Below are 19,173 nucleotides of genomic sequence, written 5' to 3'. Positions count from 1 at the left end.
CGTACGGGACGCGGGTCCTCATACCCATGACTTGCGTCAGCCCACAACAGTCCAGGTGTCCCCGCCCGCCAGCAGCGCGGCCAGGTCGCCCTTCCCGTTCTGCTCGATGGCCGTGTCCAGCTGGTCCGACATCTGGGTGTCGTAGACGGGTCGGTCCACCGAGCAGAAGACGCCGATCGGGGTGTGGTGCAGGGTGTCCGGGTCGGCCAGGCGCGACAGTGCGAACGCCGTCGTGGGGGACGGGGAGTGCGCGTCGTGAACCAGGATCTGCGACTCGTTCTCCGGGGTGACGGTGACCACCTTCAGGTCGCCCGTCATCTGATCCCGTACGACGCCCCGCGAACCGTCCGTGCCGAAGCGGATCTGCTGGCCGTGCTCCAGGCGGATGACCGCCTCCTCGGCCTGCTGCTTGTCCTTGAGGACTTCGAAGGCGCCGTCGTTGAAGATGTTGCAGTTCTGGTAGATCTCCACGAGGGCGGTGCCGGGGTGGGCGGCGGCCTCACGCAGGACGCTGGTCAGGTGTTTGCGGTCGGAGTCCACGGTGCGTGCCACGAAGGAGGCCTCCGCGCCGATGGCCAGCGAGACCGGGTTGAAGGGCGCGTCCAGCGAACCCATCGGCGTCGACTTCGTGATCTTGCCGACCTCGCTCGTCGGCGAGTACTGGCCCTTGGTCAGGCCGTAGATCCGGTTGTTGAAGAGCAGGATCTTGAGGTTGACGTTCCGGCGCAGGGCGTGGATCAGGTGGTTGCCGCCGATGGACAGCGCATCGCCGTCACCGGTGACGACCCACACGGACAGGTCCTGCCGGGACGAGGCCAGGCCCGTCGCGATGGCGGGCGCGCGGCCGTGGATGGAGTGCATCCCGTACGTGTTCATGTAGTACGGGAAGCGGGAGGAGCAGCCGATGCCGGAGACGAAGACGATGTTCTCCTTCGCCAGCCCGAGTTGGGGCATGAAGCCCTGCACGGCGGCGAGGACCGCGTAGTCGCCGCAGCCGGGGCACCAGCGCACTTCCTGATCGGACTTGAAGTCCTTCATGGACTGCTTGCCCTCGGCCTTGGGCACAAGGGAAAGCGCCTCGATCGTGTCCGTGCCTTCCGTGGTCGTCTCAGCCATCGATGGCCTCCTTGAGAGCCGTGGCGAGCTGCTCAGCCTTGAACGGCATACCGTTGACCTGGTTGTAGGAGTGGGCGTCCACCAGGTATTTCGCCCGGACGAGCGTGGCGAGCTGCCCGAGGTTCATCTCGGGGATCACCACCTTGTTGTAACGCCCCAGCACCTCGCCGAGATTCCGCGGGAACGGGTTGAGATGGCGCAGATGGGCCTGCGCGATCGATTCCCCGGCCGCGCGCAGCCGCCGTACCGCCGCGGTGATCGGGCCGTATGTCGACCCCCAGCCCAGCACCAGTGTCTGCGCGACGTGCGGATCGTCGACCTCGATGTCCGGTACGTCGATGCCGTCGATCTTCGCCTGGCGCGTACGCACCATGAAGTCGTGGTTGGCCGGGTCGTAGGAGATGTTGCCCGTGCCGTCCTGTTTCTCGATGCCGCCGATACGGTGCTCCAGGCCGGGCGTGCCCGGGATCGCCCACGGGCGGGCCAGAGTCTGCGGGTCGCGCTGGTAGGGCCAGAAGACCTCGGTGCCGTCGTCCAGGGTGTGGTTGGGACCCTGTGCGAACTGCGTGCGCAGGTCCGGGAGTTCGTCGATGTCCGGGATGCGCCAGGGTTCGGAGCCGTTGGCCAGGTAGCCGTCGGAGAGCAGGAAGACCGGGGTGCGGTAGGTGACCGCGATCCGGGCGGCCTCCAGAGCCGCGTCGAAGCAGTCCGCGGGCGTGCGCGGGGCGACGATGGGGACCGGAGCCTCGCCGTTGCGGCCGTACATCGCCTGCAGCAGGTCCGCCTGCTCGGTCTTGGTCGGCAGGCCGGTAGACGGGCCGCCGCGCTGGATGTCGATGACGAGGAGGGGGAGTTCGAGGCTGACGGCCAGACCGATGGTCTCGCTCTTGAGGGCCACACCCGGGCCGCTCGTCGTGGTCACGGCGAGGGAGCCGCCGAAGGCCGCGCCCAGGGCCGCGCCGATACCGGCGATCTCGTCCTCGGCCTGGAAGGTGCGTACGCCGAAGTTCTTGTGCTTGGACAGCTCGTGCAGGATGTCCGAGGCTGGCGTGATCGGGTACGAGCCCAGGTACAGCGGCAGGTCGGCCTGGCGGGAGGCGGCGATCAGGCCGTACGACAGGGCCAGGTTCCCGGAGATGTTCCGGTACGTACCGGTCGGGAACGCCTGCGAGGCCGGGGCGACCTCGTACGAGACCGCGAAGTCCTCGGTGGTCTCCCCGAAGTTCCAGCCCGCGCGGAAGGCGGCGATATTGGCCGCCGCGATGTCCGGCTTCTTGGCGAACTTCGACTTCAGGAACTTCTCGGTGCCCTCGGTCGGCCGGTGGTACATCCAGCTCAGCAGGCCCAGCGCGAACATGTTCTTGCTGCGCTCGGCCTCCTTGCGGGAGAGGTCGAACTCCTTGAGCGCCTCGACCGTCAGCGTGGTGAGGGGGACGGGGTGGACGTGGTAGCCGTCCAGCGAGCCGTCCTCCAGCGGGCTCGCGGCGTAGCCGACCTTGGCCATCGCCCGCTTGGTGAACTCGTCCGTGTTGACGATCACCTCGGCGCCGCGCGGCACATCGCCGATGTTGGCCTTCAGCGCGGCCGGGTTCATCGCCACGAGCACGTTCGGCGCGTCGCCCGGCGTGAGGATGTCGTGGTCGGCGAAGTGCAGCTGGAAGGACGAGACGCCCGGCAGGGTTCCGGCAGGGGCGCGGATCTCGGCGGGGAAGTTCGGCAGAGTCGACAGGTCGTTGCCGAAGGACGCCGTCTCCGAGGTGAAGCGGTCGCCGGTGAGCTGCATACCGTCACCCGAGTCCCCCGCGAACCGGATGATCACCCGGTCGAGGCGGCGTACATCCTTCGCGCCCGCGCCCGCCGGTTTGCGCTGTTCTCCTACGACGGCTCCGTCGGCCTGTTCGATTGGACTGACCTGGCTGGTCACTGAACTGGACCTCCCTCGAGGCGGCTGTCTGGGAGCGGCTTTCCCGCAAGCCTTCCCACCTTCAACCCTACGTCTGTAAGGGTCGCCTTCCCTCGGCCATTCGCATGATGGACACCACCTTGAGACGGTGTGACGCCCCGAATTGCCACGACTTTTCCACCCTCTGGCCCCTTCTCTGAGGACGCTCCCGGCTGGTCCTTTGGTTCTTCATGAGTTCGGGCAGGGCTCGATCACGAGTTCAGGTAGGTCAGGACCGCCAGTACGCGTCGGTGGTCGCCGTCGCTCTGGGACAGGCCGAGCTTCAGGAAGATGTTGCTGACGTGCTTCTCCACGGCGCCGTCGCTGACGACCAGCTGCCGGGCGATCGCGGAGTTCGTCCGCCCCTCGGCCATAAGTCCCAGGACCTCTCTCTCGCGGGGGGTGAGTCCCGCGAGTACGTCCTGCTTCCGGCTGCGGCCGAGCAGCTGGGCCACCACCTCCGGGTCGAGCGCCGTACCGCCCCGGGCCACACGTACCACCGCGTCCACGAACTCACGTACCTCGGCTACCCGGTCCTTGAGCAGGTAGCCGACGCCGTGGCTGGAACCGGCGAGGAGTTCTGTGGCGTACTGCTCCTCCACATACTGCGACAACACGAGTACGCCGAGTCCCGGGTGGTGTTTGCGCAGCTGCACTGCGGCCTTGACGCCCTCGTCGGTGTGGGTGGGCGGCATGCGTACGTCCGCGACGACGACATCCGGCAGTGTGCCCTGGGCTGCCAGTTCGGTGATGGTCTTGATCAGCGCCTCGCCGTCGCCTACTCCGGCGACCACTTCGTGCCCGCGGTCGGTCAGCAGCCGGGTCAGGCCCTCCCTGAGCAGCACTGAATCCTCGGCGATGACCACTTGCACCCTGTCCTCCACGATCTCTGGCCCCCCAGCCTGGCGCAGGCTTGCGCCTTGGGGCCAGCATTTCACCTCCGGCGGTTGGGCGGGTGGGTTCGTGGGGGGTTTGGGTTCGTTGTCTTGTGCGGGTTTGTGTGTGGCTGGTCGCGCCGTTCCCCGCGCCCCTGGGTGGGTGGTGGGTCGGGGCCGTGGGCCGGTGCGTCAGCCCGTCGCAGGCGGGGCGTACGGCCCTTTGCTGGTACAGGGTCCTGGTTTCCTGAGACAGAACCTACGCGACGGGCATACGACGCACCGGCCCACGGCCCCTCCCGCCGGTGAGAGGCTGCGGGTGCGTGGGGGCTGACGGCTCCAGGACGCGCCCTTTAGGCGCGGGGAACTGCGCGACCAGCCACGACGGGCCCGCACTCGCCCATGCACCGAACCCACCCTCCCGGTAGACGCCCCCGCTCAACCGCCGGAGGCACAGCGCGTTACCCCCGCCAGGGCAGCTCCGCCGTGATGCGGGTCGGGCCGGCGAGCGGGGAGTCGACGACGAGGATGCCGTCGACCGCGTCGAGGCGTTCGGCGAGGCCCGCGAGGCCGGAGCCGCCGGAGGCGTCCGCGCCGCCTATGCCGTTGTCGACGACCTGAAGCATCAGGCGGTTCTCGACCCGCCAGACGTCGACATACGCCCGCGTCGCCCGCGAGTGCTTGCTGACGTTCTGGAGAAGCTCGGAGGCGGTGAAGTACGCGATGCCCTCGATGGCGGGCGCCGGCCGGGACGGCAGGTCCACCTCGACCTGAACCGGCACCGTGCAGCGGGAGGCCACCGCGGACAGGGCGGCGTCGAGCCCGCGGTCGGTGAGGACGGCGGGATGGATGCCACGAGCCAGGTCCCGCAGTTCCTGGAGTGCCGTCTTCACCTCACCATGCGCCTCGCCCACCATCCGCGCCGCCGCCTCCGGATCCTCCGTCAGCTTCTCCTTGGCCAGCCCCAGGTCCATGGCCAGCGCCACCAGCCGCGCCTGCGCCCCGTCGTGCAGATCCCGCTCGATACGCCGCAGATCGGCCGCGGCCGTGTCGACGACGACACCGCGGTCCGACTCCAGCTCCACGACCCGCGTCGCCAGCCGCGAAGGCCCGAGCAGCCCGTGCACCAGCAGCCGGTCCACCAGCGTCAGCGCCCGCACGATCCACGGTGTGGCCAGCGTGAGCAGCAGCCCCAGCACCGCGGTCACGGTGATCTCGAAGGGGTTGTCCAGGTAGATCCGGTGCGCTTCGTCCCCGTACAGCTGAAGCCCGCCCTGACCGCCGTACACCGGAAAGAGCCAGAACCACAGCGGATACGTCAGCATTGCCCAGCCGTACGCCCAGAAGTTGATCGCCACCGCGAACGCGAACACGGCCCACGGGAAGTGCAGCACCGCGTACAGCAGATGCCGCCAGGACGCCCCGCTCTTGAGCATCGCGCCCATCCACGCCATCGCGCCCTGCTTCCGGACCCGCAACGGCTCCGGCGCCGCGACCTCAAGACCCAGCAGCCCGCGCGCCCGCGCACGCTCCAGCGCGCCGAACCCGCGGCAGCCTGCGAGCGCCGCCGCGAGTACCGGAATGCCGAGGAATGTGATCAGCAGGCCCGCGCCCACCGACACCATCGTCACGGCGAAGGTGAACATCAGGATGCCGACCGGCAGGCTCAGCATCAGATAGCCGAACTCTTTCCAGCTGCGCGCTTCGATCGGCGCCCGCAGCGCGGCCGGGAGCCGGTGCCGCCGCCCCTCGACGCCCTCCCTGAGGAACCCGGGCACACCGTCTCGCCCGTATCCCTGTCCGTACTCCGTCGCCATGGTCGCCGTCCGTTTCTGCTCGGTTCCAACTCGGCTTGGTTGTCCGCTGTCGTAGTTCCACACTGCTCGGTGCCAGGTCCGCGGACCATGGAGTACGTCGGCGTCTTGAGGCGGGGGTTTTCCCTACCTCGGGGCCTTGGGACCTCGGGGGCGCGCGGGGTGGTGCGGGGCGGCTCGGATCGCGGCGCGGCGGGGCGGGGCGGTCGGGACGAGGAGTCGTACGACAGGGCCGTACGACAGGAGCGGTCGTGTGACAGGAAGGGCCGTACAGCAGGCAGTCGTACGGCCCGCAGCCGTACGCCTACCCTCGCGTCGGCTCCTCCGTCCGGTCCCGCCACGGGAGTTCCGCTGTGATCGTCGTCGGGCCGCCTACCGGGGACTCGATGACGAACAGGCCGTCGACCGCGCCGAGCCGGTCCGCGAGGCCCGCCATTCCCGTGCCGCCGTCGAGGGAGGCGCCGCCGCGGCCGTCGTCCCAGACCTGTATGAGCAGGCGGTTGTCCGAGCGCCAGACATCAACGGAGGCGGACCGCGCCCCGCTGTGTTTGCTGACGTTCTGGAGGAGCTCGGAGACGGTGAAGTACGCGATGCCCTCGATGGCCGCGGCGGGGCGCGTCGGCAGGTCGGCCGTCACCTTGACGGGGACCGTGCAGCGGGAGGCCACCGCGGACAGGGCGGCGTCGAGCCCGCGGTCGGTGAGGACGGCGGGATGGATGCCACGGGCCAGGTCCCGCAGTTCCTGGAGCGCCATCTTCACCTCGCCGTGCGCCTCCTCGACCATCGACGCCGCCGCGTCGGGGTCCTCCAGGAGCTTCTCCTTGGCCAGACCGAGCCCCATCGCGAGGTTGACGAGGCGCGCCTGTGCCCCGTCGTGCAGATCCCGCTCGATACGCCGCAGGTCGGCCGCGGCCGTGTCGACGACCACCCCCCGGTCCGACTCCAGCTCGGCTATACGCCGCTCCAGTTCGTCGGAGGGCGACAGCAGACCGCGGACCATCGCCCGGTCCGCGTTGGCGAGCCCGCGCGCGATGAACGGCAGCACCGGCCACAGCACGAACAACGAGGTCAGCGTGATGGTGAAGGTGAGGATGCCCCAGGGCAACCGCATGAAGTCGTACAGCACTGTCCGCCAGCCGACCGGATCCCTCAGCGCCATCCACAGCCTGGAGAGGAACCCGCTCTGGCCGCGGAACGGCAGCGGACTCGGCTCGTCCACCCGTACCCCGAGCAGCGCCCTGGCCCGGTTCCGCTCCAGCTGGCCCAGCAGACGCGCGCCCATCAGCCCGCCCGCGAGCAGCGGAAGACCGATCACCGTCAGGCTCAGGAAGGCGCCGGTGGACAACACCGTCACCACATACGTGAAACCGATCAGCGACACCGGCAGGTTCGCCAGGAGATGCGCGATCTCCTTCCAGGTGTGCCGGTCGTAGGCGAAGCGCGCGGGCGGCGGCCGGTCGCCGACGTCCCGGGTGTCGGTGGCGATGATGCGTTCGGTCATAACGGCTAGCGTGCCGGGCCGCGGGCCGGAGCGCCATGAGGTGGACCGCCGGGATGCCCTGGGGAAAACCCCACCCCGGGGCCCGCCCTCGGACCCGCGCTCGGGGCGCCCATGGAACAGCTCCGGGGGCCTGTTGGGATCCGGCCGGGAGGTTGGCGGGATCCTGCCGGGAGTCTGCCCGGCGCCTGTCGGCGACCTCCGCGCATGCCAAGGCGTGACGGGCTGCTTACCGTTTCTTTAGCAGGGCCTAGACTCCGGTGCGTACAGATCGTCGAGCACGGCGCATCGCACGGCGCACATCAGGGCGCGCACGAGGTCATACGAGGTCAGGGAGCGAGGGGCGGACGTGCCGGAAGCGACCAGGGGCGCGGGGACCGGGGCCGCCGGGATTACGGCCGCGGCGGACTACTTCCAGTCGTACTCGGTCGTCGGACTGCTCGCCGTGGTCGGCGTGCTGTTCGTCGCCGTCGCCTTCGGGGCCGGGCGCCTGCTGCGGCCCGTCGTCCCGACGCCCGAGAAACTCCTGACGTACGAGTGCGGAGTCGACCCCGTCGGCGAGGGCTGGGCCCACACCCAGGTCCGCTACTACGTCTACGCCTTCCTCTACGTGATCTTCGCCGTCGACTCGATCTTCCTCTTCCCTTGGGCGACGGTCTTTGCCGCGCCGGGCTACGGGGCGACGACGCTCGTGGAGATGTTCATCTTCCTCGGCTTCCTGGCCGTGGGACTGCTGTACGCATACAAGAAGGGCGTCCTCACATGGACGTGACTCAGCCCGAGCCCGTGTCCGAGCCGGTGCCTGTGCTGCTGCCGGAGCCGAAGCGCCTGGGTGCGCTCGCGCGCCTCGCCCCCGAGCCGATGAAGGTCGTCCTGAACTGGGGCCGCCGCTACAGCCTGTGGGTCTTCAACTTCGGCCTCGCCTGCTGCGCGATCGAGTTCATCGCCGCCTCCATGGCCCGGCACGACTTCATCCGCCTGGGAGTGATTCCGTTCGCTCCGGGGCCGCGCCAGGCCGATCTGATGGTGGTGTCGGGGACGGTGACGGACAAGATGGCGCCCGCGGTGAAGCGACTGTACGAACAGATGCCCGAGCCCAAGTACGTCATCTCCTTCGGCGCCTGCTCCAACTGCGGCGGGCCCTACTGGGACTCGTACTCCGTGACCAAGGGCGTCGACCAGATCATCCCGGTCGATGTGTACGTCCCCGGATGCCCGCCCCGGCCCGAAGCGCTGCTCCAGGGCATCCTCAAGCTTCAGGAGAAGATCGCCAGGGAGTCGTTGGGGGAGCGGTACGGGTCCGATTACGGGTCTGAGCGGTACGGGCCGTCCGCCGGCGCCCGGCCTTCCGCGGGCGCGCTGCAGAGCGGGCTGGTGAAGCCGCCGGTTCCGGCCGGGGAGGAGGGCGAGCGGTGACCGGCTGGCTGCCCGCCCCTGTGGAGGAGCTCTTCGGTACGGAGGCCACGGCCGAGGAGTCGTACGAGCTTCTGACCGTCGACGTGCCGCCCGCCGCCTGGATCTCCGCCCTGGAGACCGCGCGCGGTGAGCTGGGCTGCACGTACTTCGACTGGCTGAGCGCCGTCGACGAACCCGGCACGGGTTTCCGCGTCTCGGCCCACGTGGTCGCGCTCGCTCCGGTGCGCCGCCTTCTCGTACGTACGACCGTCCCGCACGACGCCCCCGTACTCCCTTCCGCCGTCGACGTCTACGCGGGCGCCGCCTGGCACGAACGCGAGACCCACGAGATGTTCGGCGTCACCTTCGAAGGCCACCCGGGGCTGGCGCCGCTGCTCCTCCCGGAGGGCTTCGAGGGCCACCCCTTGCGCAAGGACTTCGTCCTGGCGGCCCGCGTCGCCAAGGCCTGGCCCGGCGCCAAGGAACCGGGGGAGTCGGAACACGGTGGCCCGAAGCGCCGTCAGATGCTGCCGCCGGGCGTCCCCGACCCGAACGAGTGGGGCCCTCTGAAGGGTCAGCTCCCGCCTGCCCCGGCCCGCCCGGCCCGCGGCGCGGGTCGCGCGGCGGGCGAACGCCCGGCCCGGCGGACTCGCACAGCGGGGGAGGGCTCGGCGAGCCAGGCTCCGGGTACCGATGCGCCCGCTGCAGGCCCGGGTACGGGCGCGGCGGCGGAGGGCAGGCCTGCGGGACGCCGGGCGCGTAGCGTGAGCGAGGGCTCGGCGACACAGCGGACCGAGGGGGCAGGGCGCACGGAGGAGGCGGAGGCGGGCTCGACGGGTGCACCTCCGGCCTCGGCCGCGGGTGTCGAAACGCCGCCCGCGACGCCGCGTCGCGCCCGCAGTGCCGGCGAGGGCTCGGCGTCGCAGCGCGAGGCGTCCGCTGCCGCCCCGGCCGACGAAGCCGGTGGTCAGCAGTCCATAGGCGAGCGGCCCGCCCGCCCGGCGCGCCCCCGCAGCACGGACGCCCCCTGGCACCATGCGCGCCCGGCCTTCGACGACGCTGAGCAGAGGCCGCCCACGGGGGAGTCGCCGATCGGGGAGTCGCCCACTGAGGAGCCGACGACTGAGGAGCGAACCTCGCCCGAGCGGCAACCGGACGACGAACCCAACGCACCCGGTGGACCCATGGCTCCCAAGGAGGCGCAGGCGAAACCCTCCGAGGCACCCGAAGCCCAAAGCCCCACCGACGACAACCCCCCAGGAGGCCCGCAGTGAACGACGTGCTCGACGTCACCCTGCGACTCCTGATCGTCTTCGTCGTGTTCCTCACCTTCCCGCTGATCGTCGGCCAGACGGAGCACAAGGTGATGGCCCATATGCAGGGCCGCCTCGGCCCCATGTACGCGGGCGGCTTCCACGGCTGGGCCCAACTCGTCGCGGACGGCGTGAAGTTCGCCCAGAAGGAAGACGTGGTCCCCGCAGGCGCGGACCGCCGTATCTTCCAGCTGGCCCCCGCCGTCGCACTCCTCCCGTACCTCCTCGTCCTCCTCGCCATCCCCATCGGCCCGGGCGAAGGCGCCGTCGGCGAGGTCATCGACGCGGGCATCTTCTTCGTCCTCGCCGTGATGGGCGTGGGCGTCCTCGGCTCGCTCATGGCGGGCTGGGCCTCGGCCAACAAGTTCTCCCTCCTCGGCGGCCTCCGCACCGCCGCCCAGCTTCTCGCATACGAACTCCCGATGCTCCTCACCGCGGCCTCGGTCGCGATGGCCGCGGGCACGGTCTCACTCCCCGGCATCCTCGACGCCTTCCAGTGGTGGTGGCTGCCCTGGCAGATCGTCGGCGCGCTCGTCTTCTTCGTGGCCGGCCTCGCCGAACTCCAGCGCCCTCCCTTCGACATGCCCGTTGCCGACTCGGAGATCATCTTCGGCGCGTACACCGAGTACACCGGCCTGCGTTTCGCTCTCTTCCTCCTCGCCGAGTACGCCGGAATCATCGTCCTGTGCGGCCTGACCACCGTCCTTTTCCTGGGCGGCTGGCACGGCCCGTGGGGTGTCGACGGCCTCGGCTGGGTCTGGACCCTGCTGAAGACCGCGGTCCTCGCCTTCCTCGTGATCTGGCTCCGTGTCACCTATCCCCGTCTCCGCGAGGACCAGCTCCAGAAACTTTCCTGGACCCTCCTCGTCCCTCTCTCCCTCGCCCAGATCGCCCTCACCGGCATCGTCAAGGTGGTGATCCAGTAGCCATGGCTGAGTCCCTCCCGCCCACTCGGTCCCGCATCCCCGGCAGCGGCCTCGCCAAGGGCCTGGCCGTCACCCTGCGCACGATGACGAAGCGCGCGCACACCGCGCAGTACCCGGACGCCCAGCCCGAACTCCCGCCCCGCAGCCGTGGCGTCATCGGCCTCTTCGAGGAGAACTGCACCGTCTGCATGCTGTGCGCCCGCGAGTGCCCGGACTGGTGCATCTACATCGACTCCCACAAGGAGACGGTCCCGCCCGCCGCCCCCGGAGGCCGCGAGCGCAGCCGTAACGTCCTCGACCGCTTCGCCATCGACTTCGCTCTGTGCATGTACTGCGGTATCTGCATCGAGGTGTGTCCTTTCGACGCGCTGTTCTGGTCCCCGGAGTTCGAGTACGCGGAGACCGACATCCACGAACTCACCCACGAACGCGACAAGCTCCGCGAGTGGATGTGGACCGTCCCGGCCCCACCCGCCCTCGACGCCTCCGCCGAGGAACCCAAGGAACTCACCGCCGCCCGCAAAACCGCCGACAAGCTCGCCGCCGAGCAGGCAGCCCGGGCAGACGAACAGGCAGCCGGGGCGGAGCCGACCGCGCCGCAGGAGGGAGAAGCGTGAGCCTTGCCGCCGTCGCCGCATCACCGGCGACGACCACCGCCGCCGAAACCAACGGCTTCCTCTCCCCGACCGGCGTCGAGATCGCCTTCCTCCTCGTCGGCCTCGTCACCCTCGGCGCGGCCGTCGTGACCGTCACCACCAAGCAACTCGTCCACGCCGCCCTGTGGCTGGTCGTGACGCTCGGCGGCCTCGCCGTCGAATACCTCCTGCTCACCGCCGAGTTCATCGCTTGGGTACAGGTCCTCATCTACGTCGGTTCCGTCGTCGTACTCCTCCTCTTCGGTCTGATGCTCACCAAGGCCCCCATCGGCCGGTCCCCGGACGCCGACTCCGGCAACCGCTGGGCCGCCCTGACCGTCGCGATCGCCGCGGCCACCGCCCTCGTCTGGGTCGTCGTCGACGCCTTCCGGACGACCTGGATCGACCTGGACGGCGCTGCCGCCGGCTCCACCGAGGCAAACGGCAAGGCCCTCTTCCAGAACTGGGTCCTCCCCTTCGAAGCCCTCTCCGTCCTCCTCCTCGCCGCACTGGTCGGCGCGATCGTCCTCTCCCGCAAGGCCGCCGCCGCCAACCGGCCCACGGGCAGTCCGGCCCCGGGCAAACAGCCCTCGGGTACGGATGCGGCCACCTCCGACGAGCAGCCCTCGCGCCAGGGCAAGGAAGGCGCCCGCTGATGCATCTCGCCTATCCCGCCGTGCTCTCCGCCCTCCTCTTCTGCACGGGCCTGTACGGAGTCCTCGCGCGCCGCAACGCGATCCTGGTCCTGATGTCCGTCGAGCTGATGCTCAACGCCGTCAACCTCAACCTGGTCGCCTTCGACGTCTGGCTCAGCAAGACCGCCCAGGACACCCTGCACTCCGGCCAGGCCCTGACCCTGTTCACCATCGCCATCGCCGCCGCCGAGATCGGCATCGGCCTGGCGATCGTCCTCGCCGTCTACCGCAACCGCGGCACCTCGGACATCGACAAGCTCCGCGACACCGCCGAGACGGACGACAGCGACGACGGTGACGCCCCCGAATCCGCCGCGTCCACGACGGCCGAGAAGGCTGAGGCCACCGCGTGACCACGACCACCCTCGCCGTCCTCGTCCCCCTCCTTCCGTTCCTGGGCGCAGCGGCCGGCCTGCTCCTGGGCCGCACCGCCCCCGGCTTCGTACGGCCCCTCGCCGTCCTGCCCTCGGTGTTCTCCCTGGCGCTCGCCGTCCTCGTCGCCGTACGCCAGGGCGGCGACCAGGCTGTCGACGCCGCCACCGAGCTCACCCCGACCGGCTCGGTCCCCATCGAACTCGCCCTGCACATCGACGGCTTCGCCGCCCTCGTCGCCGTCCTGGTCGGCGTCGTCGCCTCCTGCGTGCAGATCTACTCGACGGGCTACCTGCGCGACGACCCGCGCTACCCCTCGTACGCCGCTCTCGTCTCCCTCTTCACCTCCGCGATGCTGCTCGTCGTCTACTCCGGCGACCTGATGGTGCTCATGGTCGGCTGGGAGATCATGGGCATCTGCTCGTACTTCCTCGTCGGCCACTACTGGGAGACCCCGGAAGCACGCGCCGCCTCCCTGAAGGCCTTCCTGGTCACCAAGCTCGGCGATGTCCCCTTTCTGATCGGTCTGTTCGCGCTCGCCGCCGACGCCGGTTCCTTCCGCATCAGGACCGTCCTCGGCACGGTCGTCAGCGGCGGACTCGACCATCCGACGCTGATCGCCCTGCTGCTCCTCGCCGGTGTGGCGGGCAAGTCGGCGCAGTTCCCGCTGCACACCTGGCTGCCCGACGCGATGGCGGGCCCCACACCCGTCTCTGCGCTGATCCACGCCGCGACGATGGTCGCCGCCGGTGTCTATTTCATCGCCCGGCTCCTTCCGGTCTTCGCCGCCTCCTCGGCCGCGCTGCTCGTCCTCGCCGTCATGGCCGCCGTCACGATGGCCGGCTCGGCGCTCGCCGCGCTCGCCCAGGACGACATCAAGCGCGTCCTCGCGTACTCGACGATCGGCCAGCTCGGCTACATGACCGGCGCCCTCGCCGTCGGCGACCGCGGTGCCGCCGTCTTCCACCTCCTTTCACACGGAGCCTTCAAGGCGCTGCTGTTCCTCGCTGCGGGCGTGATCATCCACGCCGCCGGCACCAACTCGCTGGCCGCCATGTCCCGCATGAAGGACCTGCGCGCCCGCGTCCCCGACGCCTACTGGACGATGACCGTGGCGCTCCTCGCCCTCGCCGCGATCCCTCCCTTCAGCGGCTTCTTCTCCAAGGAAGCCGTCCTGGGCGCCGCCGAGCACGCCGCCACCGGTCACGCCGAGGACATCCCCGGCGCCGCGGGCTGGATCGTCCTCGTCGCCGGCCTGGTCACGGCCCTGCTCACCGCCGCGTACGCGATGCGCCTGTGGCTGCTCGCCTTCCGCGGCCATGGCGCCGAGGCCCCCGACCACGGCAGGCAGCCCCTCGCCATGAACGCCGTGCTGTGGATCCTCGCCGTCCCGTCGCTCGCTTTCGGGCTCACCACTGGCCTGCTGCCCGACTGGTTTGACGGGCACGACCTGACTCCGACCCTCGCCACCTCCGTACTCGGCACGGGAGTCGCCCTCGTCGGCGGCATCGTCACGTACGGCGCCTGGCGGCACACCACCGCGCTCGCGGCCCGCGTACCGATGGGTGCAGTCGCGGCCCACCCCGAGGGCGACGCCGGACTCGTCGAGGCTGAAGCCATCGCCAGCCACGCGCCCGCGTACGGAGACGTGGCCTCCGCGCCCGACCCGGCGGACCCCGGACGCCTGCTCCTGGGACCGCTGCACCGCCACGCTGCCGTCGGCTTCCACCTCGACGCCGTCTACGCGGCCCTCTTCGTCCGCCCGGTCCAGGCCGGAGCCACACTCGTCCGGTTCCTCGACCGCGAGGTCGTCGACACCTACGTACGCGGCGCGGGCGCCCTGCCCCGCCTGCTCGGCGCGGCCGTCCGGCGCGCTCAGACCGGCAATGTGCAGACCTATGTGAGCGCGCTGCTCGCCGGCACCGTCGTCCTCGCGGTCGCCGCCCTCCTAGTCGCCACGGGGGCGTGAACAGGCGTGATCGATATCAGCGAGTCCGTGATGCAGTTCCTTCTGGCGTTCATCGTCGTCGGCCCACTCCTCGGTGCCGCTGCCGCTCTCCTGCCCGCCCCGCCGGGGCTGAAGGGGAAGTCACCCGAGCAGGCCGTGCTGCGCCACGGCGTCACCGTCACCGGCGCCGTGCTCATCGCCGCGATCGTCCTCGCGCTCGGCTTCGACCACGACCAGCCGTCGAAGATGCAGGCCACGACGGACATCAGCTGGATCCCCGCACTCGACGTGCGGATCCACCTCGGCACCGACGGCATTTCCCTCCCCCTCCTGGTCCTGACCGCGCTGCTGACCTTCCTCTGCGCGCTGTACTCCTACTTCAAAATGCCCTCGGGCCCGACCCCGAAAGCCTTCGTCTCGCTCCTGCTCGTCCTCGAGTCCGGCACCCTCGCGACCTTCGCCGTCCTCGACCTTCTGCTCTTCTTCCTCGCGTTCGAGATGGTGCTCATCCCGATGTACTTCCTCATCGCCCGCTGGGGCGGTGAACAACGGCTGGCCGCCGCTTGGAAGTTCATCCTCTACACACTGCTCGGCTCCGTCGTCATGCTGCTGGGCCTGCTCCTCGTCGGGCTCAAGTCCGGCACATTCGACATGATGGCACTCGCCACTGACAACGGCCGGTCGCTGACCGCATCCGCGCAGGTCATCGCCGTTTTGGCGATCGGAATCGGGCTCGCGGTCAAGACCCCGATGTGGCCGCTGCACAGCTGGCTGCCGGACGCCCACACCGCCGCACCGACCGTCGGCTCGGTCCTGCTGGCCGGTGTTCTGCTGAAGATGGGTACATACGGGTTTGTCCGGATTCTGCTGCCCATCACACCCGACGGCTTCCGCACCTTCGCGCCCTACCTCGCTGCCTTTGCCGTCGTCGGGATCATCTACGGATCCCTCGCCTGCCTCGCCCTCGCGAAGCAGGGCGCGAAGGGCGACCTCAAGCGCCTCATCGCGTACTCCTCCGTCGGCCACATGGGCTTCGTACTCCTTGGCATCGCGACCATGACCCCGACCGGCGTGAACGGCGCGCTGTTCGCCAACATCGCCCACGGACTCATCACCGGCCTGCTGTTCTTCCTGGTCGGCGCCCTCAAGGACCGTACGGGCACGACCGACCTCGACACGCTCGCGGAGAAGACCGGCGCCTCCCTCTACGGCAAGGCCCCGCGCCTCGGCGGCCTGCTCGCCTTCGGTGCCGTCGCCTCGCTCGGGCTGCCGGGCCTCGCCGGGTTCTGGGGCGAAATGCTGACGCTGTTCGGCGCGTTCGATCCCGCCGACGACCTCAGCCGACCCGCGTTCCTGACCTTCATGGCGATCGCCGCGTTCGGCACACTGCTCACCGCCGCGTACATGCTCATCGTGGTACGCCGCGTCTGCATGGGCGTCGCTCCGCAGGAGAGCCCCGGGCTCGCCGACGTCCAGACGTACGAGTTCGCCGCCTGGACCCCGCTCGTCGCCCTCACTGTCCTCGCCGGACTCTGGCCCAAGGCTCTTCTCGGCCTGACCGACCCGGCCGTGCAGCAGCTCCTTGCAGGAGGCACCCGATGAGCTCCCTGGCCCAGCCTCTGGCCGAGTCCCTGGTCCAGTCCGTCGACTGGCTCGCGATCGCACCACCCACCATCGCGGCGGTCGTCGGCCTCGTGGTGCTCGTCGTCGACCTCTTCGTGGGCGACGCCAAGAAGGCGCTGCTCGGCTGGCTCTCCGTCGCCGGACTCGCCGCGTCCGCACTGATGCTGCTGCCCCTGCTGGACGGCGACCGCTCCACCTTCTGCCTGACCGGCGACGCGGACGTCTGCAGCTACACGGCGGACCGGTTCACGCTCGTCATCCAGTTCCTCGTCCTCGGCGGGGCCCTCCTGGCGGCCCTTCTCTCCGTCACCGCACTGAAGGACGCCAACAGGGAACTCCCCGAAGGGGAGTTCTGGTTCCTGCTGCTCTCCTCGGCCGCCGGTGCCGCCCTGCTGCCCGCCTCCCGCGACCTTGCGACCCTGATCGTCGCCCTGGAAGTCGCCTCGCTGCCCGCCTTCGCCCTCGTCGGCATCAGACGCGGTGACAGGAAGTCTTCCGAAGCGGCCCTGAAGTTCTTCCTGTCCTCGGTCACCGCGACCGCCGTGAGCCTCATGGGCGTCAGCTTCATCTACGCCGCTACAGGCACCCTGTACCTCACCGAGATCGCCACCGAGATCCAGAACGTCGACGGACAACTCCATACACTCGCCCAGGCGGGCGTCGTCCTCACCCTCGTCGGCTTCGCTTTCAAGACGGCCGCCGTGCCCTTCCACTTCTGGGTGCCCGACACCTACGTAGGGGCACCTTTGCCGGTCGCCGCCTACTTGTCGGTCGTCGGCAAGGCGGTCGGCTTCTCCGGGCTGATCCTCGTCACAGTGATCGCCCTCCCGTCGTACGCCGACGTCTGGGGCCCGGCACTCGCCGCCCTGGCCGCGCTCACCATGACCATCGGCAACGTGGGCGCCCTGCGGCAGCAGTCCACGCGTGCGTACAGCGCGGTACGGCTGCTCGCCTGGTCCTCGGTCGGCCAGGCCGGCTACCTCCTCGTGCCGATCGCCGCCGCCGCGTATTCCCAGGACGCCGAGAAGGCCATCGGCTCCACCGTCGCGTACGCCCTGATGTACGCCGCCGTGAACCTCGGCGCCTTCGCCGTTGCCGCCCTCGTGGCCCGTACGAAGCCGCTCAACCGCATCAGCGACTACCGCGGCCTGTACGCCTCACGCCCTCTCTCCGCGCTCGTCCTGGGCTTCTTCCTGCTCTGCCTCGCGGGCCTGCCGCCGGGCATCATCGGCCTCTTCGCCAAGGTCACCGTCTTCTCGGCAGCCGTGGACGCGGGCCTCGGCTGGCTCGCCGTGGTCATGGCCGTCAACGTCGTGATCGCGCTCTTCTACTACCTCCAGTGGACGACGCTCCTGTTCCGCGCCCCCGAAGGGGAACCCGAAAGGCACCGCGTCCCGGCCCCGCTGACCGCCGCGATCGCACTGACCGCAGTCCTGGGAGTCGCCCTCTCCGGAGCACCCCAGTTGGCCCTGCGCTTCTCGGACACCGGCCTCTTCTGAGCCGCGACACGCGCCCCTTCTGAGCCGCTGGCGGCATCCGGCACGCGCGCGTGGGGCACCCGAACCGCACGCGCGTGTGCCAGGCGTTGCCGCACTCACCCGGACGGCCCACCCGCTCCGCAGCGCGCACAAGGGAACTAGGACTTCCCGCCTGGCGTTGACCAGTAAGGGAGGGTCCACTGGACCGTGGAAGCACGGAATCAGTGACAGAGATCAGCAAGCAAAGGGTTCCCCTGCCGCACAACTTGGAGGGCGTACCGTGCACCGCCGGCACAACGGGCTCAGGACCGCCGTACTCCTCGGGGGACTGTCCGCACTCATCATCGTCATCGGCAGCTTCTTCGGGCGTATGGGCCTCGTCGTCGCGCTGCTCATCGCGATCGGCACGAACGCGTACGCATACTGGAACAGCGACAAGTTGGCGCTACGCGCGATGCGCGCACGCCCGGTGAGCGAGTTCGAGGCCCCGGCCCTCTACAGAATGGTGCGCGAACTCTCCACGCAGGCCCGCCAGCCCATGCCCCGCCTGTACATCTCACCGACCGAGGCCCCCAACGCCTTCGCGACGGGCCGCAACCCGCGCAACGCGGCCGTGTGCTGCACCGACGGCATCCTGCGGATCCTGAACGAGCGTGAGTTGCGCGGCGTCATCAGCCACGAGCTGAGCCACGTCTACAACCGCGACATACTGATCTCGTCGGTCGCCGGCGCCCTCGCCTCCGTGATCATGTTCCTGGTCAACTTCGCCTGGCTGATCCCGATCGGCCGCTCCGACGACGACGAGGGCCCCGGACTCCTGGGGATGCTGATGATCATCATCCTGGGCCCGCTCGCCGCGTCCCTGATCCAACTCGCCATCAGCCGCTCCCGGGAGTACGAGGCCGACGCGTCCGGCGCCCAGCTCACCGGTGACCCGCTGGCCCTCGCGAGCGCCCTGCGTAAGCTCGAAGCGGGCACGAAACAGCTTCCGCTGCCTCCCGAGCCACGCATCGAGACCGCAAGCCACATGATGATCGCAAACCCCTTCCGTCCGGGCCAGGGGATGTCCAGGATGTTCTCCACGCATCCGCCGATGGCGGAGCGCATTGCCCGGCTCGAGCAGATGGCAGGTCGCCACCAGTGAAGACAATCCTGAACGTCATATGGCTCGTACTGAGCGGCTTCTGGCTATTCCTCGGCTACTTGTTCGCGGGCGTGCTGCTGTGCATCACGATCATCGGCATCCCGTTCGGCATCGCGGCCTTCCGTATCGGCGTCTACGCCCTATGGCCGTTCGGACACACCACGGTCGAGCGGCCTGGTGCGGGCGCGGCCTCCTTCATCGGCAACATCCTGTGGCTGATCCTCGCGGGCTGGTGGCTCGCCCTCACCCACATCGTCACTGGTGTCCTTCAGTGCGTCACGATCATCGGCATCCCCCTGGGGATCGCCAACTTCAAGCTGATCCCGGTTTCGCTGGTCCCCTTGGGGCGCGAAATCGTGCGTACGGACCAGCCGTTCGCGACGTCGCGCTGGTAGAGCG

17 protein-coding genes are annotated in these 19,173 nt (G+C 69.7%); 12 read left to right on the top strand and 5 right to left on the bottom strand.

Annotated elements, in window-relative coordinates; genetic code table 11:
- Positions 1 to 36: 36 nt before the first annotated feature.
- The 5 genes from ACYVO6_RS21690 to ACYVO6_RS21670 form a co-directional block, all read right to left on the bottom strand.
- Positions 37 to 1,116, bottom strand: a complete 1,080-nt coding sequence (locus ACYVO6_RS21690; RefSeq protein ID WP_461063486.1) for a 2-oxoacid:ferredoxin oxidoreductase subunit beta — start codon at positions 1,114 to 1,116, stop codon at positions 37 to 39.
- Positions 1,109 to 3,040 (bottom strand): 2-oxoacid:acceptor oxidoreductase subunit alpha, encoded by a 1,932-nt coding sequence (locus ACYVO6_RS21685; RefSeq protein WP_461063484.1) that lies wholly within the window; start codon positions 3,038 to 3,040, stop codon positions 1,109 to 1,111. Before ACYVO6_RS21685 ends, ACYVO6_RS21690 begins: the two co-directional genes overlap by 8 nt.
- A gap of 230 nt (positions 3,041 to 3,270) precedes the next feature.
- A complete protein-coding gene (locus tag ACYVO6_RS21680; RefSeq protein WP_281399628.1) occupies positions 3,271 to 3,930 on the bottom strand; it encodes a response regulator transcription factor in 660 nt (219 codons plus the stop codon).
- A 464-nt stretch (positions 3,931 to 4,394) separates the two neighbouring features.
- Entirely contained in the window at positions 4,395 to 5,750 is a 1,356-nt protein-coding gene (locus ACYVO6_RS21675; RefSeq protein ID WP_461063482.1) for a sensor histidine kinase, read from the bottom strand.
- 301 nt (positions 5,751 to 6,051) lie between these two features.
- Positions 6,052 to 7,248 carry a sensor histidine kinase gene (locus tag ACYVO6_RS21670; RefSeq protein ID WP_461063480.1) on the bottom strand — a complete coding sequence of 399 codons (1,197 nt, stop codon included), beginning with the start codon at positions 7,246 to 7,248 and terminating at the stop codon, positions 6,052 to 6,054.
- A gap of 346 nt (positions 7,249 to 7,594) precedes the next feature.
- Between ACYVO6_RS21670 and ACYVO6_RS21665 the strand changes: the two genes are divergently transcribed.
- The 12 genes from ACYVO6_RS21665 to ACYVO6_RS21610 all read left to right on the top strand — a co-directional run bounded on the left by ACYVO6_RS21665 (position 7,595) and on the right by ACYVO6_RS21610 (position 19,169).
- Positions 7,595 to 8,017 carry an NADH-quinone oxidoreductase subunit A gene (locus ACYVO6_RS21665; RefSeq protein ID WP_461063478.1) on the top strand — a complete coding sequence of 141 codons (423 nt, stop codon included), beginning with the start codon at positions 7,595 to 7,597 and terminating at the stop codon, positions 8,015 to 8,017.
- A complete protein-coding gene (locus tag ACYVO6_RS21660; RefSeq protein ID WP_461063476.1) occupies positions 8,008 to 8,661 on the top strand; it encodes an NADH-quinone oxidoreductase subunit B in 654 nt (217 codons plus the stop codon). Before ACYVO6_RS21665 ends, ACYVO6_RS21660 begins: the two co-directional genes overlap by 10 nt.
- Positions 8,658 to 9,914, top strand: a complete 1,257-nt coding sequence (locus ACYVO6_RS21655) for an NADH-quinone oxidoreductase subunit C (RefSeq protein WP_461063474.1) — start codon at positions 8,658 to 8,660, stop codon at positions 9,912 to 9,914. Before ACYVO6_RS21660 ends, ACYVO6_RS21655 begins: the two co-directional genes overlap by 4 nt.
- On the top strand, positions 9,911 to 10,879 hold the full coding sequence (locus ACYVO6_RS21650; protein WP_461063472.1) for a complex I subunit 1/NuoH family protein: 969 nt from the start codon (positions 9,911 to 9,913) through the stop codon (positions 10,877 to 10,879). Before ACYVO6_RS21655 ends, ACYVO6_RS21650 begins: the two co-directional genes overlap by 4 nt.
- A 2-nt stretch (positions 10,880 to 10,881) precedes the next feature.
- Positions 10,882 to 11,496, top strand: coding sequence for a NuoI/complex I 23 kDa subunit family protein (locus tag ACYVO6_RS21645; protein ID WP_461063470.1), 615 nt, complete (start codon positions 10,882 to 10,884; stop codon positions 11,494 to 11,496).
- On the top strand, positions 11,493 to 12,170 hold the full coding sequence (locus ACYVO6_RS21640; protein WP_461063468.1) for an NADH-quinone oxidoreductase subunit J family protein: 678 nt from the start codon (positions 11,493 to 11,495) through the stop codon (positions 12,168 to 12,170). Before ACYVO6_RS21645 ends, ACYVO6_RS21640 begins: the two co-directional genes overlap by 4 nt.
- Entirely contained in the window at positions 12,170 to 12,562 is a 393-nt protein-coding gene (gene nuoK / locus ACYVO6_RS21635) for an NADH-quinone oxidoreductase subunit NuoK (protein WP_461063466.1), read from the top strand. The genes ACYVO6_RS21640 and nuoK overlap by 1 nt, the downstream gene beginning before the upstream one ends.
- Positions 12,559 to 14,550, top strand: a complete 1,992-nt coding sequence (locus tag ACYVO6_RS21630; protein ID WP_461063464.1) for an NADH-quinone oxidoreductase subunit 5 family protein — start codon at positions 12,559 to 12,561, stop codon at positions 14,548 to 14,550. Before nuoK ends, ACYVO6_RS21630 begins: the two co-directional genes overlap by 4 nt.
- 6 nt (positions 14,551 to 14,556) lie before the next feature.
- Positions 14,557 to 16,131 (top strand): NADH-quinone oxidoreductase subunit M, encoded by a 1,575-nt coding sequence (locus ACYVO6_RS21625; RefSeq protein WP_461063462.1) that lies wholly within the window; start codon positions 14,557 to 14,559, stop codon positions 16,129 to 16,131.
- A complete protein-coding gene (locus ACYVO6_RS21620; RefSeq protein WP_461063460.1) occupies positions 16,128 to 17,651 on the top strand; it encodes an NADH-quinone oxidoreductase subunit N in 1,524 nt (507 codons plus the stop codon). Before ACYVO6_RS21625 ends, ACYVO6_RS21620 begins: the two co-directional genes overlap by 4 nt.
- Before the next feature lie 259 nt (positions 17,652 to 17,910).
- Positions 17,911 to 18,774, top strand: a complete 864-nt coding sequence (gene htpX, locus ACYVO6_RS21615) for a zinc metalloprotease HtpX (RefSeq protein WP_461063458.1) — start codon at positions 17,911 to 17,913, stop codon at positions 18,772 to 18,774.
- Complete coding sequence (locus ACYVO6_RS21610) at positions 18,771 to 19,169, top strand: YccF domain-containing protein (RefSeq protein ID WP_461063456.1); 399 nt, start codon at positions 18,771 to 18,773, stop codon at positions 19,167 to 19,169. The genes htpX and ACYVO6_RS21610 overlap by 4 nt, the downstream gene beginning before the upstream one ends.
- Positions 19,170 to 19,173 lie beyond the last annotated feature (4 nt).

It is taken from the genome of Streptomyces pseudoechinosporeus, from assembly GCF_054783935.1.
Note: the sequence above shows the minus strand (reverse complement) of the source record. Positions and strands in the feature narration are given on the sequence as shown.

Excerpts from the sequence above, each read along its gene's own strand:
- ACYVO6_RS21660 (WP_461063476.1), top strand. The coding sequence starts at position 8,008 with ATGGACGTGACTCAGCCCGAGCCCGTGTCCGAGCCGGTGCCTGTGCTG.
- ACYVO6_RS21675 (WP_461063482.1), bottom strand. The coding sequence starts at position 5,750 with ATGGCGACGGAGTACGGACAGGGATACGGGCGAGACGGTGTGCCCGGG.
- ACYVO6_RS21670 (WP_461063480.1), bottom strand. The coding sequence starts at position 7,248 with ATGACCGAACGCATCATCGCCACCGACACCCGGGACGTCGGCGACCGG.
- ACYVO6_RS21620 (WP_461063460.1), top strand. The coding sequence starts at position 16,128 with ATGAGCTCCCTGGCCCAGCCTCTGGCCGAGTCCCTGGTCCAGTCCGTC.
- ACYVO6_RS21690 (WP_461063486.1), bottom strand. The coding sequence starts at position 1,116 with ATGGCTGAGACGACCACGGAAGGCACGGACACGATCGAGGCGCTTTCC.
- ACYVO6_RS21645 (WP_461063470.1), top strand. The coding sequence starts at position 10,882 with ATGGCTGAGTCCCTCCCGCCCACTCGGTCCCGCATCCCCGGCAGCGGC.
- nuoK (WP_461063466.1), top strand. The coding sequence starts at position 12,170 with ATGCATCTCGCCTATCCCGCCGTGCTCTCCGCCCTCCTCTTCTGCACG.